The organism is Micromonospora sp. NPDC005806, assembly GCF_042871425.1.
GTDB lineage: Bacteria > Actinomycetota > Actinomycetes > Mycobacteriales > Micromonosporaceae > Micromonospora.
In genome coordinates this window covers 358,300-371,974 of sequence record NZ_JBIAIL010000002.1, presented here as the reverse complement: position 1 = coordinate 371,974, position 13,675 = coordinate 358,300, and the positions used below count along the sequence as shown (strand labels likewise).

13 protein-coding genes and 1 tRNA gene are annotated in these 13,675 nt (G+C 68.1%); 6 read left to right on the top strand and 8 right to left on the bottom strand.

Features of this window, described 5'->3' with window-relative positions; genetic code table 11:
• The first annotated feature begins 67 nt into the window (after positions 1-67).
• The 3 genes from ACFYOS_RS04295 to ACFYOS_RS04285 all read left to right on the top strand — a co-directional run bounded on the left by ACFYOS_RS04295 (position 68) and on the right by ACFYOS_RS04285 (position 1,455).
• A complete protein-coding gene (locus ACFYOS_RS04295) occupies positions 68-628 on the top strand; it encodes a dihydrofolate reductase family protein (RefSeq protein ID WP_387135956.1) in 561 nt (186 codons plus the stop codon).
• Between the two features lie 159 nt (positions 629-787).
• Positions 788-861 (top strand) — tRNA-Ala (locus ACFYOS_RS04290).
• Between the two features lie 117 nt (positions 862-978).
• Positions 979-1,455, top strand: a complete 477-nt coding sequence (locus ACFYOS_RS04285; RefSeq protein WP_387135955.1) for a DUF4279 domain-containing protein — start codon at positions 979-981, stop codon at positions 1,453-1,455.
• Positions 1,456-1,467: 12 nt separating this feature from the next.
• Here ACFYOS_RS04285 and ACFYOS_RS04280 read toward each other — a convergent pair whose 3' ends face one another.
• The 5 genes from ACFYOS_RS04280 to ACFYOS_RS04260 form a co-directional block, all read right to left on the bottom strand.
• Positions 1,468-2,685: a tyrosine-type recombinase/integrase gene (locus ACFYOS_RS04280; protein ID WP_387135954.1), complete on the bottom strand. Its 1,218-nt coding sequence runs from the start codon at positions 2,683-2,685 to the stop codon at positions 1,468-1,470.
• A complete protein-coding gene (locus ACFYOS_RS04275) occupies positions 2,685-2,882 on the bottom strand; it encodes an excisionase family DNA-binding protein (protein WP_387135953.1) in 198 nt (65 codons plus the stop codon). The genes ACFYOS_RS04280 and ACFYOS_RS04275 overlap by 1 nt, the downstream gene beginning before the upstream one ends.
• Positions 2,879-4,450: a replication initiator gene (locus tag ACFYOS_RS04270; RefSeq protein WP_387135952.1), complete on the bottom strand. Its 1,572-nt coding sequence runs from the start codon at positions 4,448-4,450 to the stop codon at positions 2,879-2,881. Before ACFYOS_RS04270 ends, ACFYOS_RS04275 begins: the two co-directional genes overlap by 4 nt.
• A gap of 716 nt (positions 4,451-5,166) precedes the next feature.
• A complete protein-coding gene (locus ACFYOS_RS04265) occupies positions 5,167-6,033 on the bottom strand; it encodes a ZIP family metal transporter (RefSeq protein ID WP_387135951.1) in 867 nt (288 codons plus the stop codon).
• Positions 6,034-6,436: 403 nt separating this feature from the next.
• Complete coding sequence (locus ACFYOS_RS04260) at positions 6,437-6,895, bottom strand: hypothetical protein (protein ID WP_387135950.1); 459 nt, start codon at positions 6,893-6,895, stop codon at positions 6,437-6,439.
• Between the two features lie 404 nt (positions 6,896-7,299).
• Here ACFYOS_RS04260 and ACFYOS_RS04255 point away from each other — a divergent pair, with 404 nt between their 5' ends.
• The gene (locus ACFYOS_RS04255) at positions 7,300-7,719 is read left to right on the top strand and encodes an ASCH domain-containing protein (RefSeq protein WP_387135949.1); all 420 of its coding nucleotides are present in this window, start codon (positions 7,300-7,302) and stop codon (positions 7,717-7,719) included.
• 1,754 nt (positions 7,720-9,473) lie between these two features.
• On the opposite strand, the gene ACFYOS_RS04250 is transcribed toward ACFYOS_RS04255, so the two are convergent.
• The 3 genes from ACFYOS_RS04250 to ACFYOS_RS04240 form a co-directional block, all read right to left on the bottom strand.
• A complete protein-coding gene (locus tag ACFYOS_RS04250) occupies positions 9,474-10,292 on the bottom strand; it encodes a hypothetical protein (RefSeq protein WP_387135948.1) in 819 nt (272 codons plus the stop codon).
• A gap of 312 nt (positions 10,293-10,604) precedes the next feature.
• Entirely contained in the window at positions 10,605-11,027 is a 423-nt protein-coding gene (locus ACFYOS_RS04245) for a hypothetical protein (protein ID WP_387135947.1), read from the bottom strand.
• A gap of 98 nt (positions 11,028-11,125) precedes the next feature.
• Complete coding sequence (locus ACFYOS_RS04240) at positions 11,126-11,809, bottom strand: DUF5937 family protein (RefSeq protein WP_387135946.1); 684 nt, start codon at positions 11,807-11,809, stop codon at positions 11,126-11,128.
• Between the two features lie 77 nt (positions 11,810-11,886).
• On the opposite strand from ACFYOS_RS04240, the gene ACFYOS_RS04235 reads away from it, so the two are divergent.
• The gene (locus ACFYOS_RS04235; protein WP_387135945.1) at positions 11,887-12,804 is read left to right on the top strand and encodes a hypothetical protein; all 918 of its coding nucleotides are present in this window, start codon (positions 11,887-11,889) and stop codon (positions 12,802-12,804) included.
• Between the two features lie 413 nt (positions 12,805-13,217).
• Positions 13,218-13,559, top strand: coding sequence for a hypothetical protein (locus tag ACFYOS_RS04230; RefSeq protein ID WP_387135944.1), 342 nt, complete (start codon positions 13,218-13,220; stop codon positions 13,557-13,559).
• Positions 13,560-13,675 lie beyond the last annotated feature (116 nt).

Here is a 13,675-nt window from a genome sequence, read left to right as displayed (position 1 = left end):
GTGCCGTTCGACGGGTTGGTGAAGGCCGGCGCAGGGCCGGCCGCGACGGGCGCACAGGGAGCTCATCATGGCCAAGATCGTGTCGAACTTCTTCATCTCGCTGGACAGCGTCGTGGAGCGGCCCGACCAGTGGCACTTCCCCTACTTCGACGACGAGATGGGTGCCGCCGTCGGCCGCGGGGTGGAGGCGGCCACGGCGTTCCTGATGGGGCGCCGGCAGTACCAGGAGTGGGCGGAGTACTGGCCGAACCAGACCGGGGGCGAGGACGGCGACTTCGCGTCCTTCATCAACTCGGTGCCGAAGTACGTCCTGTCCAACACGCTCACCGAGGCCACCTGGCAGAACTCGACCCTGCTCTCCGGCGAGTCGGTCGCAGCCCGACTGCGGGAGATCAAGGAGCAGTCCGACGGGGAGATCGCCATGTCGGGCAGCGCCACCACGGTCCGCTGGCTACTGGCCAACGGGCTGCTGGACGAGCTGCGGCTGCTGGTCCACCCGATCGCCGTGGGGCGCGGGCAGCGGCTGTTCGAGGAGACGCCGACCTACCCGTTGCGCCTGGTGAGCAGCGAGACGTTCAAGAGCGGCGTGCTGAACCTGACCTACGTGCCCGAGGGTGGCCGGGACTAGCTCGGCTCTCGTGGGAGGTGTCGGCCCCTTCGGGGCCTTTCCCCGCCAAGATCCCCTCCTCTGGTGGGGCGATTCGCACCGGGGGCCGGTGACCTGTTAGCCTTGTCGCCGGCCCGCCCGGTGAAAGCCGGGTGGGACCGACGCTGGTACGCCAGCGGAGGGGCTGTGGCGCAGACCGGTAGCGCACCTCGTTCGCATCGAGGGGGTCAGGGGTTCAAATCCCCTCAGCTCCACCCCAGGTCAAAGGCCGTTTCCCGTGGTGGGAGACGGCCTTTTTCGATCTTGTACAGCAGCGAAGTACAGCAGGAACCCGGCAGCACCGGAGGCACCTGCTTGGGTAGGGTCCGCCGGTGATCGTCTCCCAATACGTGTATTTCGCGCCGAGCTCCAAGTGGGTTTCGGCCGCCGAGATAGCGGCGAGGCTCGGCCTCGAACCAGACGAGATTGTCGTTCGTGGCAGCTGTCTGGCCAGCCCTGCCAGGCCCGCCAGCCACCGGTGGAAGATCACATGTCGCAAGCCTGGGTTGACGGTGGAGGAACAGATCAACCGGATCGTGGATCGACTCTTCGACCATGCGGAACGCATCGGGGAACTGGCCGTGGAACTGGACAACGTCGATGGAGAGCCGGGCGCGAGCGTGCTGCAAGTCGTCCGTGTGTTCGAGCATCCGGACGGCGAGGAAGAAGACCTGACCGGCCCGGTCGAAGGACTGGAGAAGCTCGCCGGTCAGCACCAGTTGTTGGGCTGGCACGTCGACGCCCGGGTGTTGGAGTTTCTCCGGCTGACGCGAGCAGCGCTTGACGTGGACGAGTACGCCTATGGTTGAGGTTGGCTGTGGCTAGAGGAACTGCTCGCCGAGCCGGGTGAGAGCTGTCTCGGTCGCTTCCGAGGCGACCTGGGCGTAGATGTTGATGGTTACGGCGATCTGGCTGTGCCGCAGGATCCGCATCATGATCCGGGGGTGGACGTCGAGGGCCACCAGCAGGGTGGCGCAGGTGCGCCGGGTGGTGTGCACGGAGATCTCCCGGACGCCCGCCTTCCGGCAGCGGGTCTTGAACTCGCGGTGGAAGTTCCTCGGCTCGATCGGCGTGCCGAGGCGGGTGGTGAAGACCAAGCCGCTGTCCTGCCAGGCCCGGCCGGCGTGCTCCTGGTGCCGCTTGTGATCTTCCCGACGGGAGAGCAGGGCCGTGGCACAGGTGGCCGGCAGGGGCAGGGTCGCGTCCGACGCCTCCGTCTTGGTCTCCCGGTGCAGGAGTTGCCGGCGGATGCGCTGGAGCTGGTAAGCCACCGACAGCTCGTTGGCGGCCAAGTCGACATCCTCCCACCGCAGGCCCAGCACCTCACCCCGGCGCAGCCCGAGGACGAGGATCAGCACGTATGCGGCGTAGAGCGGGTCGCCGTCGGCGCGGGCCGACTCCAGAAACTGACGGACCTCGTCGACGGACCACGGCTTGTCCGTGCGCGGGCGGGGCTTGGCCACCCGCAGCAACGCCGCCGGGTTGCGGGTGAGCAGTTCGTCCCGGACGGCGTTGTTCAACGCGGCGCGGAGCGTCGTCCAGGCGTCGCGGGCGGTCCGTTCGGAGACGGTTCGTTGGCAGCAGCGGCCGGCGGCGCAGCATTTCCGCTTGCCCTCGGGTCGGGCGGCGTCCTTGCCCTGTAGGCAGCACTGGCAGACGGACCGGAGCTGGTTGAGCCAGGTCTGCACGTCCCGGACCGTCAGCTTGTCGAGTCGGCGGGATCCCAGTTCCGGCGCAATGTAGAGGCGGACGAACATGTCGTAGTTGGCCACCGTTGCGGGGGCGAGGTTCGGCTCAACGACGTCACGGAGCCACGAGTCGAGGTAGCCGGCGAGAGTGGGCAGGCGGGTGACGACCGGACCGGCCTTGGCCTGCTGGTGCAGCCTGATCCACTTGTCGTGGACCGCTTCGCGGGTCTGTCCGTAGACGTACTTGCGGGTGCGCTTGCCGTCGGGCTTGGTGACCCAGACGTAGGCGGCGAAGCCGTTGCGGTACGGGAAGATCGAGCCTTCGCCGTTGGCTCGGGCGCGTGCGGGCATCAGGCGGCCTCCTCGCGTTCGACCTGTTCGCGGATGTAGTCGTCGACCCATTCGGGGAGGATGCGGCGGTACTTGCCGTCCTTGATGGAGCGCAGTTCGCCGGTGGCGATCTTCATCTTGACCTTGGAGATGCCGAAGCCAAGCAGCACGGCGACTTCTGCCGGCGAGTACCAGCGGGGGCGGAGGTCGTGGTTCACGCGGCGGCTCCGGTGAGCCAGGCTTCGTGGGCGAGTTCTTCCCGGCCGACGCGTCTGCTCTCGCGCCGCTGTCTTGCGGCGGTGTTGGCGAGCAGGGCGTCGCCTTCGGAAAGCCAGCCGGACCCGACGTAGGTGAGGGTGCCAACCGTGAGGGTGTCTGTTGGTTCGTCGTCCTCTTCGCGTCGGTAGGTGGCGCGGGTGTCGCGGAGCAGGCGGAAGGTGACGGAGTAGCGGCGGGCTTTGGTGAGGAAGTGGCCGCCGAAGCCGAGCATGTGTGCCCATCGGCGCAGCCCGGCGTAGGGGCGGGATTTGGTGTCAAGGCTGTCTTGACGGGCGTCGGCGGTTGCGGCGCCGCTGGCAGTGTCGGTGTGGGTGGGGCAGCCGAGATGCCAACAGGCGTCGATGAGGCGGGCGAGGTGATCGCCTTCCGGGTCGGCGTAGTCGTCGATCGTGGCCGGGGTGAGCCGGGTGGAGCAGTGGCCGGTGGCCTCCGTCGCCTTGGTGGCGTACTTGGCGAGGTAGGCGGCCACCTTGCCATCGGTCAGCTCACCGCCAGCGGTGTTGATGCGCCGGACGTCGACCTGCTCACCCCAGGCGACCAGCCAACCTTGCGGCCGGTCGGGGTGCGCGGGTGTTGTGACAGTGATCCGGGAGGCGGCGACGCGGACCGCGTCTTCCAGGTCGTCGACGGTGATGCCGGCCGGCGGCGGCACGAGAGCGTCCGGGTCGTCGGGGTCGACGCCGTCGAGGCGTAGCAGGACGTGGAAGTGCACCGCTGCCCGGCGCTGCATCTCGGCGACCTTGCCGTGCGACACCCGCACGGGCGGCACCCAGCGGACCTTGCCCGAGGCGGTGACGACCCGAATGAAGGGGATGCCGCGCTTGCGGCAGAGGGCGGCGAGGCGGCGTTCGATGGCCTGCTTGGTACGCCGCCACAACTCCCCTGAGAAGTAGTTCCACACGACTTGGTGGTCGTGGTCGTAGCAGTCCAGGCACAACGGCCGCCCAAGCCGTGGGTCGTCGGCGTCGTGTCGGGCGAAGCACGCCGCGGGCTGCCCGTGCGGGCAGGTGCCGGCGTTGCTGCGGGCGCGGCAGGGCGCGGGGCGGCAGTCGCAGCGCTGCCGGCTGCGGCAGGTGTGTCGGGCGACGGGCCGGTGGTGAACCGGGCCGAAGGACGGCGCGGTGAAGGTGGCGAAGACGACCGGGTGCCGGCCGACCGAGGCGGGGATGCCCTTGCCGCCGGTCAGACCGCGACAGACGACTTGGTAGGCGTCGCCCTGGTAGACCCACGCGCAGTCCGGGCAGACCGATTCGCGGCGGTTGCCGCACGCCTTGTAGAGCGTGCGGTCGGGCATCTCGTCGGTGTGCAGCCGGCCGGTGATGCGGCCGGTGTTCCGGTCGACGGCGGCGATGGTGCCGGTGAGGCGGATCGGGCGAGCGCAGCCGCCGGGGGGGCGGGTGTGCTCCAGCCAGCCGGAGAACTCCGGAGAGGCGGCGCGGTGCAGGGCTTGGGCGTCACGGCCGACGGCCAGGCCCGGTAGACGGTGCAGGGTGAGCGGGGTGGACACGGCTGTCTCCTCATCAGGGGGTGGCAGGGACGGGAGACGAAGCACCACCAGCCATGGACGCATGTCCGCTGGTGGTGTTCGTCGTGTCTCCTGGCACCGCCAAGAGGGCGGCTGACGCCGGAGGGCGGAATCGTGGTCGTGCCACTTCCCGCCGATGGGTGTCATGTCCTTTCACGCTCGTGGATTCGGTGATCGTGGCCGGCACGGGTGGGGAGCCTGGGATATCGGCATCCGGCGGTGGCCGCAGGCTGCCCCCACCCGTGGAGAGGAGCGAATCCTGGCCATCGTGGACGGCAGGAAGGCCGTGCTGGGCCGATCAGCGGATTCGGGGACCGGCATAGCGGCCGGTGCGATCGAGAGCCGGCGGGATGGGGCGCGCATCAGCGGCAGGAAGGCCGCTCGGCAGTCGGTGCGGGTTGACCGTGGACATGAACCGACGACGCTCGGTACCTGCTCGTGAACGCGGATCGGCACCAGTTGGCAGCCGGTGGCAGCTTGGGACCGCATCCCCCCGACGGGGGTCGAAGCTCCGTCTCGACCTGGTCGCCGTACAGCACGGAAGTACAGCAACCCACCGGACCGTCATAGCCCCTGACCGACCGGCCGGGGGCTCGCGACCTGCGAACCGGCCCGTTAGCAACCGCTCGCCGGCAATCCATAGGTTCGGGACGATACATGGCCTGGGCGGTGTGCCTGCCGGCTGGCCGGTTCGAAGGTCAGGCGCCGGCGGCGACGAGGATGCCGTCGGTGATGAAGCCGAGGGCGAGGCCGCCGAGGATGCACCAGGTGGTGAGCTCCTTAAGCCCGGTACGGCGCGCGACGGCGAGGAGCTCGATGACGACGTAGAGCACCGAGCCGGCCGCCAGTCCGAGGAAGGCGATGGCGAGGGTGTCGTTTACGACGCTCTGCCCGATCAGTGTGCCGACGAAGGTGGGTCCACCGCCGATGAGGCCGAGCAGGGCCAGGCGTCCCCACGAGGGGCGCTCCGGGTCGCCGGCCAGCGGGGCGACAATGCCGAAGCCCTCCGTCGCGTTGTGTAGGGCAAAGCCGATCACCAGCAGGACGGCAAGGGACAGCTCGCCGCCGGCGGCGGAGTTGCCGATCGCCAGGCCCTCGGCGAAGTTATGCAGGCCGATGCCCACGGCGATCATCAGCGCCAGGTGGGCTGCGGCGGAGCGGCCGGGTGCCGGGGTGACGGCCGGCTCTGTGACTGGCGCGGCAGCGGTGCTGGGAGCGCCCACCAGTACGGCAGCGGGCGTGGTCACCTGCTGCGCGCGGGTGCGACGGGCGGCCATCGCCTTGTCGTAGTAGACGAGGCCGGCCATGCCCACGGCCAGGCCAATCGCGAGCACGATGCCGCCCGTCGCCGCGGCGCCCCACTTGTGGTCGGCCAGCGCCGTGTCGGTGGGCTCCCATGCGTGGGTGAGGATGTCCCACGCGAGGAATACGAGCACGCCGATGGCGATGCCGTTGAGGGCCGCCTTGAGTCGGGGAGCCGGCTGGCGCAGCCGGCCGATCGGCAGGCCGAGGAAGATGGTGAACCCGGCGATCGCGCCCAGCAGGGCGATCTGGCTGGATGACATGGAACGCACTCCTGAACCTTTGCGATACCTACCCCGCGTTAGGGGAGCCTTACCTATCTAACCACCCGCCCGGCACACCGCTATCGGCGGGCGGGAACAAGCGGGGAGAAGCCCTGAGCTCGAGACCGGTTCCCGAGCTGGAGCTTCCTTGGTGATTGCGGCCAGGATGCCGGTGCCGGGAGAGAGCTGTCGGGCCGAGGCTGAGGCAGCAAGGAGGCAGCGAACGGGCCGCATACGGGCGACACGTGGCGACAACAGGCGGGGTGGTAGCCGAGCCGAGCGGCACGGGATGGCAGCTGATGGCAGCGGACGATGCTTCGACACCGCGTTCGGGACGAGGAGTTCATTAGTCGCGTTCGGCCGCCCAAACCGGTCTGGAGCGCATGGAGGTAGCGGATGGCCGCTAGGCCGGGTGGTCGCGGAGGAACGACTGCGCCGCTGCCTTCATGGCCGCCACCGCTCCCTCCGGCTGGTCGTACATCGCGTCGCAGCCGGCGTACAACTCCAGGAAGCGATCGCCGACCGCTCGTAGCTCCGGCAGTCCCGAATAGCAGGCCTGCCAATAGATCTCGTGCGCCAGGTCCTCAGGGTCGCCCCGTCCAGCAAGGATGTCCGACGCTGCCTTGCGCATCAGGTGCAGCCGTGCGACGCTCTCGTCCGGGACCGGCCAGCCAAGCTCAGCCATCGCCTGCCGGAACAGGTCAATCGCTTCCCGCGGCTGTCCCTTCGACAGGCCAGCGAGCTCACACAAGGTCGGAGAGTCGACGCCGCGGGTGAGAGCATGAGCAGCCGCCATCGGCAGGTCATCGCCGATGGACTCTCCCATGGCCAGTCGAATGGCAAGGTCCCGCAGCTGTTGCACGCAGCAGAGGCTAGCGACCGCCTTGCCAGCGATCCATACGTTCAGGGCCGGGCACAAATCCGGCACAACTGAGCGCGAGTAACGGCGGAAGACGCCGGAAGTCGACGGAAGGCGTTTCAGCAGGCCAGAAGCTGTGTCGGGAGTCAGATGTGAGGTCGGAGAGCTGGGGCTCTTACTTCCAGCGGAAATGCACGAACCGGCCCTCGCTTGCCTGAGCGCCGACCGCGGAGGCAACTTGACATCACCCCTTGACATCAACGGTGGCGGCCGAGGCCGGACCAGCGCGGACGGATGTCGCCTCCGGGCCGGGCCCGGTGGACGTCAGCGGACGCTACGACTCTCGCCGAAAGCGCCTTGTAAGCGAGACGTCAGTCGCGGCTAACCGCTCGCGTACCCTTCCTAGCATGGACCTCGATGATCTTCCGCGGGCGGAGTTCGCGTTTCCCGGGCCGCTACGGGACAAGCTGGTGGCGGCGATCCTGTCCGGCGCGAAGACCTCGACTTCCGCCCTGGTGCTCGGATACGAGCGCGCGAACGAGCCGCTGCCGGAGGTCGGCCAACGATCGGCGGTGGTGGACTCTGAAGACCGGCGGGTCGCGGTGATCGAGCTGACCGAGGTGCGGGTAGTCCGGCTGGCCGATGTCGACCTGCAACACGCCCTCGACGAGGGCGAGGGTGATGAGTCGGTGGCGCAGTGGCGGGCGGGGCACGAGACGTTCTGGCACAGCGCGGACGTGCGCGCAGAGCTCGGCGACCCCGGCTTCACCGTCGATGACGACACGCTGGTGCTGACCCAGCGCTTCCGGCTGGTGCGTTGCGTCTGAGCAGGCGCCGGCGGTTGTCCGATTTCCCGACGGATGATCCGGGCGTCCGATGCTCCCCCCGGATACGCCCCCGGACTGTGAGCGATGGCGGGTAACGGCTGGACTCAGCGGGACTAGACAAGATCGGCCCCCGACCGCATTTCTGCTGGTCAGGGGCCGTTCTCGCACTTGGTGGCGGGTAGAGGATTCGAACCTCTGTAGCTTTCGCGACGGATTTACAGTGAGCACCCACCCTCCGTACTCACGGGGGAGGGGTCAGGCGGGCTGGGCGCTGCCGGGGACTGCTGCCGACAGCAATGCTGACAGAGCAACCACGCCGGCCGGCAGCACGCTGAGGCGCACTGGCATGGACTTACCTCCGAGCGTGCAGCCGTTCCCGGACCCCTGTCTGCGGACGCGATGCACAGATTCCGCCTGACTCTCGCGCCTGTGCATTGGTGTCGGGATCCACAGCGTGAACTCATCGATCACTTGCCAACGCGTTCGCGAGCGCCGCGACAGCGGCAACGACGCTTGCTAGCGCGGTAAGCAAGGTACTTGCTTCTCCCAGCCAGCCTCTCCTGAGTCGAAGAGCACGGCCGCTGCTCCGCCGGTTCCGTCGTGATGCCATAGACCTCCTTCTCTCCTGGTGCCAGCTTGGCTTATGTCGGAAGTCGGCCGTGCTTCCGCCCGGTAAGGAATGCAGGTCACCGTACAAGTCCGGACGCAGTATGTGGATAACCGGGAGCCTCGGTCATAGTTGGAGGCGTTTCTGCAGCTCACTGGCCTATGGGCCAGTGAGGCGGTGGATACGTGGGGCTGTGGATAAGTGTTTCTGTCCCTACCTGTACCCGTGTGGTCTGCTCCTCGCAGACAGCGTAGAGGCAGCGAAACGACCACCATGGGGCGGCAAGCAACGACGCAATGCCGTGATGTCACGTGCTTTGAAGCGGCAGGGCGACACCAGATGTCATCCGACGACGTTCGGTAGCGGCATCAGCGGGGGTGGCCGGCGGAGGTGACCTCCATAGAAGTGTCGGGATGGCGGCCCTGAGGTTCGGTCAGCGTCTCTCAAGTAGCACGATCAGCAGGGGCACAACCGGCGTAGCCAGGGCCGCAAGGGCGAGGAGCAGACCTCGTAGTGCGTGGATGTAGCGCAGGGCCACTCGGCCCCGATCATCTCTGACCCGATGGCCGGTCTCCCGTTGCCTTGCAATGGTCATATGGACCTCCTCTTTGTCACGCCGAGCGACAAGTGCGCGATCGTATGAGCGGCGCCCCGGCCATGGGTGCCGTTCATTGCGCTAAGAGGAAGGGTTGCAAATCGCCGTCCAGTCCACCATCTACTGCACCTAGCTTGTGGATGGCTTGCCTCTGTGGTAGCGGTGTTCGAGCTCTGCTAGCGAGGTCAGTGTCGCGCTGAGCAGCCAAGCCGGCGAGCATCAGCGGACGATCGCGGACCGAGTCGGCATGTCGGGCGCGAGCAACCAGGCGGAGTCAGCAGCGAGTCAGCAAACAGTCCGCTGCGCGACGACAACGGGCGGAACGAATGGCCTAGCTGCCCTGCGTGAGCGGACGGGATGGCATCTGTCGGCGGTGGCTGACAAGCACGACCAGGCTCCCCCCGACGGGGGTCGTCCTTCTAGGAGAGGTGCCCCGGCGCAGGTCACAGGCCCCTCTCGTCCTCGCCGAGCGCCTCTTCCGCCGGGGTTTCCCGGCCTGAGTCAGCAGATTTTCTGGCCGGCCCGCATACTCACGAGCCGTGCCCATCTAGGTCACTCGAACGTCAGTCGTGCGTTCCAGGCGCTGCTCCAAGCGCCGCGCCACACCGCCAGTCCGGCGTAGGTGAACACGCATCCCACCCCGACACCCCAGTCGAGGTCATCGGACCAGAGGGCGGGATCGGCTAGCGTGTCGCGCAGGCGGTCCACCGCGATGACCGTGAATTCGTCGCCGGCTGGATCAAGGTTGCGGCGAACCTCGATCAAGCCGTCGTCGACGAACTGCGCCAGAGGGGCCGTCTGCCGATCCATCCAGTCCAGGCGCCGTCCGGCGTCCAGATCAGCCGGCGGGCCGTCCAAAATGCCGAACGGTCCCGTCAGCATCCCGCTGGCCTCAGCGGCGCAGACCAGGACCCTGCGCTGATCCACGCCCAGCTCATCCCATTGGGTGAGGCCGCTGCTGTCGAGGGTCGGGTATGCGTCGTCGAACCACTGCTCATGCGCGGTTCGAGTGGCGGACAGCCGGATGCCGGATGGGCGACGCGGTGACCAGACCCAGTTGTCCGCGGTCGTGAGGATCGCGCGCAGGCGGCTGCCGTCCAGGGTGGTGTCAGCGTCGGAGGAAACCGCGTTGGCCGACTCACGGATGGTCAGCAGGCCACGGTCGACCAGACCCGTGGCCACCGCGGCCAGCATCGGAACCAGTGCATGCTGCTCGTGCTCGGTATAGCTGCGCGGCGGAGGAGCCCCAACGGCCCCCGCCCACCTCAGATTCACCCCGTAGGCCTGCACCGTCGCCGCGAGCCAGCTGTCCGACATGGCGCAACGCAGCAGGGTCTGTTCAGCAAGGGTGAACGACTCCCACGACGTCATCAGCCCTCGCCTCCCTTCCTGAGCGCCGGTGGGTGGCGCCGACCACCACCCCGCCCGGCTCCCCATCCTGCCAGCCGCCGCAGACTGCAGGATCAGCGCTGACATCAGTCGTTGACATCAACGGTGGCGGCCGGGGCTGGACGAGTGCGAACGGGGGTCGGTTCGCAGCCGGACCCGGAGGACACCGGCGGACAATGCAACTCTTGCCGAATTCGCCTTGTAAGCGAGATGTCGCTGGTTCCATCCCGCCCGGGGGCTCCAGTACGACCACGGCCCGCCCGGGGCATCGCGCGAACCAGGCGGGCCATCCCCCTATCGAAGATAGGACGTTGGGCTTTTCCAGACGTATGTGGAAGGGATACCAGCGTATTTGATCTCCAGGCGCGACTGGTAGTCGCCGGTCACCTTCGTGTAGTAGTACTGCAGGGGAATGTGTCCGGTCGAGGGGCAGCCGACGTGGTAAAGGGAGATTTCGCTTCCGTTGCGGTAGAGCTTCAGGTACAGGTCGCTGCAGTTGGTCCCGCGGTGGTCGATGTAGCCATCCCACTCGACCCGGTACATGAGCGTGTTGTACGAGATGCAGGCCGACGCCGTCCAATTGTAGGGGCCGTCCCGATTTGCCGATGCGGTGCAGCCGCCTCCGCTCACCGAGGCCAGCGCCGACGACGGCTGGATCAGAACGCCGATCCCCAGCGCGACCATCACGGTCACGACCAGTGCCGCGATACGCCTCATACCATGCTCCTTTACCGACGGAAAACCGCGCCAACATCGACGAGTGTCCTCGTCGGCGGCGGAGCCGACAACCCTTTTCAGTGGTGGCTGAAAGGGAGTCACGCCTGTTCGAGGAGCCGGTGTCCCAACGGGGTCAGGCTGTGCCGCACAGCGCCGCCTTCTCGGTTGGTGACCGCCAACCTGGCGTTACGCAGCACGGCCGCGTGCTGACTCGCGCCAGCCAGCGAGAGTCCGGTCCGCTTCGCGAGCTCGGTGGTGCTGCATCCCTCGGCCAGACAGCGCAGCACCAGGGACCGGCTGCGACCGAGGAGATCGGCCAGGGCCCAGTCGTGGTCGTCCGGGTCCGTCGATCGGAAGATCTGGATCGCCTGGTGCGCCTCGATCGACACCGGGTAGAACAGCACCAACGCCGCCGCCGGGTCGGCCGAGCTCACGTATGGCGGCGTGGTCTCGCGGTAGAACACGGACGGTACGAGCTCCAGCCCTCTACCGGCCAGGTGAAGGTCGGTGACCTTCTCCGGGTGACCGCAGTCCACCTCCAAAGCCGGGCTGTTCCAGCGAAGGCCTGGATGCAGCGTGGCCAGGACCGGGCCGAGTCCCTTGGTCGCCAGCTGCGTGCTGCGACGGGCGACCTCCTGGGCCAGGTGATCGCGGATCCTGTCCCAATGCGGGCCCACCGTCGCCTCGGCGCAGCGTCGCAGCGTGTCCACCAGCCGCTGGCGCGCGCTCCGATCGGCCGGGATGTCGTGACCCGGGCTCCACCACAGCGGCGGTAGACTCAACTGGCGGGCCCGCGGCGGGTGCCAATCGAACCCGGCCGAGACCTCGGCGCGGACGAGGTGCGGCCTCGCTGCGGCCAGTGGGGCGCTACACCGGCGACGGGGTGCGGGAGTTGTCGGCGCCGTCGCGCGGCGCAGCGCGCCAGGCCAGCTACGCGGACACCGACGAGCGGACCGTGGCCTGGATGGAGACGACCAGCACCGACATGTACCAGATGGACTGGCGGGTGTACGGCTTCGACCGGCGCTCCGCCCGCACGGTGCTGCTCGGCGACTCCGCCGCCGTGTCCAAGGGCAAGAGAATGCCGATCCCGCCCGGGATGTCGATGCTCTCCGTCGGCGCGGACCGGGTCTATTGGACCACCGCCGTGCCCACCACCGGCCAGCGCGAGTTCGGCGCGCAGATCATGGGCAGATCCCTGACCGGGGGCCGGGCTCCCGAGGTCGTGGCCGAGCGGGCGAAGCTGCCCGCCGCGGCCGGCACCGATCTTCACTACGTGCGGTCAGAGGACGTGTCGCCCGGCTTCACGGCCGACCGCTACGAGATCCGGAAGGTGGGCGGCGGGCGGGACGACGTGGTTGCCTCCGGGCCGCTGGTACCGGAGCAGCAGGTCACCGCCCTGACGGCAGAGCCCGGTCGGGTTTCGTGGATCGTGTCGGCGCCGGCGCCGGCACCGGAGCCGGCTGCCTCGTTGTACGTGCTGGACCCGGCGGCGGGCCAGGCCATCCAGGTCGCGCTCGGCGACGACGGCAGTTCCATGATGCTGAACTCGTCACCGCGGTACGTCTGCTGGAGTAACGGCAACGGCGGCGGCGACGCCGGCCAGTACGCCCTAGACCTACAGACCGATCGGCTATGGCGACTCGGCGAGGCACCCGGGCTCAGCCTGGCGCTCGCCGCGGGTGACTACGTCGCCTGGTCGAAGCTCGGCGCGGAGCCGCAGAAGCCGGAGCAGAACTCCCTCGTGGTCGCCCCGCTCGGAAGTGCGGACAACTGAGCTGCGGGGTCGGTTGGCGGCAACGCCAGCTGACCCCGCCACGCTTGGCATTATCGAAACCCATCGCTGAATCCATCCCGTTGCGAGATCGAGAGCTGCGGCCGTACTCCTTGAGGAAACCACCCAGCTCTCGGCGTATGCGTTCCCGCCGGCCCGCCATGGACGCCACTCTAAAATCCGAAGGGCGAGCCGCGCCTTCCCATAACCGCTGTCGACAGCAACGGCGACAGCAACCGCCCGAGATGAGGACGGCCGGACGTGACCGGGCACGGATCGTAGCCCGAGGTCACAGACCCGGACGGACGCCGCTGGACGAAGCGCCCAGAACTTACAAACGCGGGTTCGTGGTTGCCCCAGGTGGGTTGAGTAGCCGGCACGTGACATGCCACCCGACGACAGTGCACGCTAACTGCATGCAGCCTCGACCCGCCGCCCGGCTCGGTGCCGCCCTCCGCATCATGTTTGCCTGGTGGGCGGCACTGGCCGCGATCGCCGGGGTGGCTTTGCTGTTAAGTTCTACCGACCACCCGACAGGCTGCGTCGCCTTCTGTCCTTCCAATCGGGCTATGGCCCTGTTCGTGATCGGTGCCGTAGGTGTGCCGACGATGCTCATCGGCCTCATCGTCGGAACAGTCCTGTTGCGCTATCGACTACAGCGGCTAGGGACCGCGTTCGCGGCCGGTACGGTGGCCGCGTTAACCGGCCTGGTGTTCGGCCTGACCGCAACGTGCTCGCTGGTGTTCTTGTTCAGCTAGGCCCCACAAGATCATCGGGCACAGATCCGGCGCAGCCGACGGCGAAGCGGATGTGAAACGTCGAGGCAGTGACGACGGGAGACCACTACCCGCGTCGTGGTGCAGCTGTCATGCCA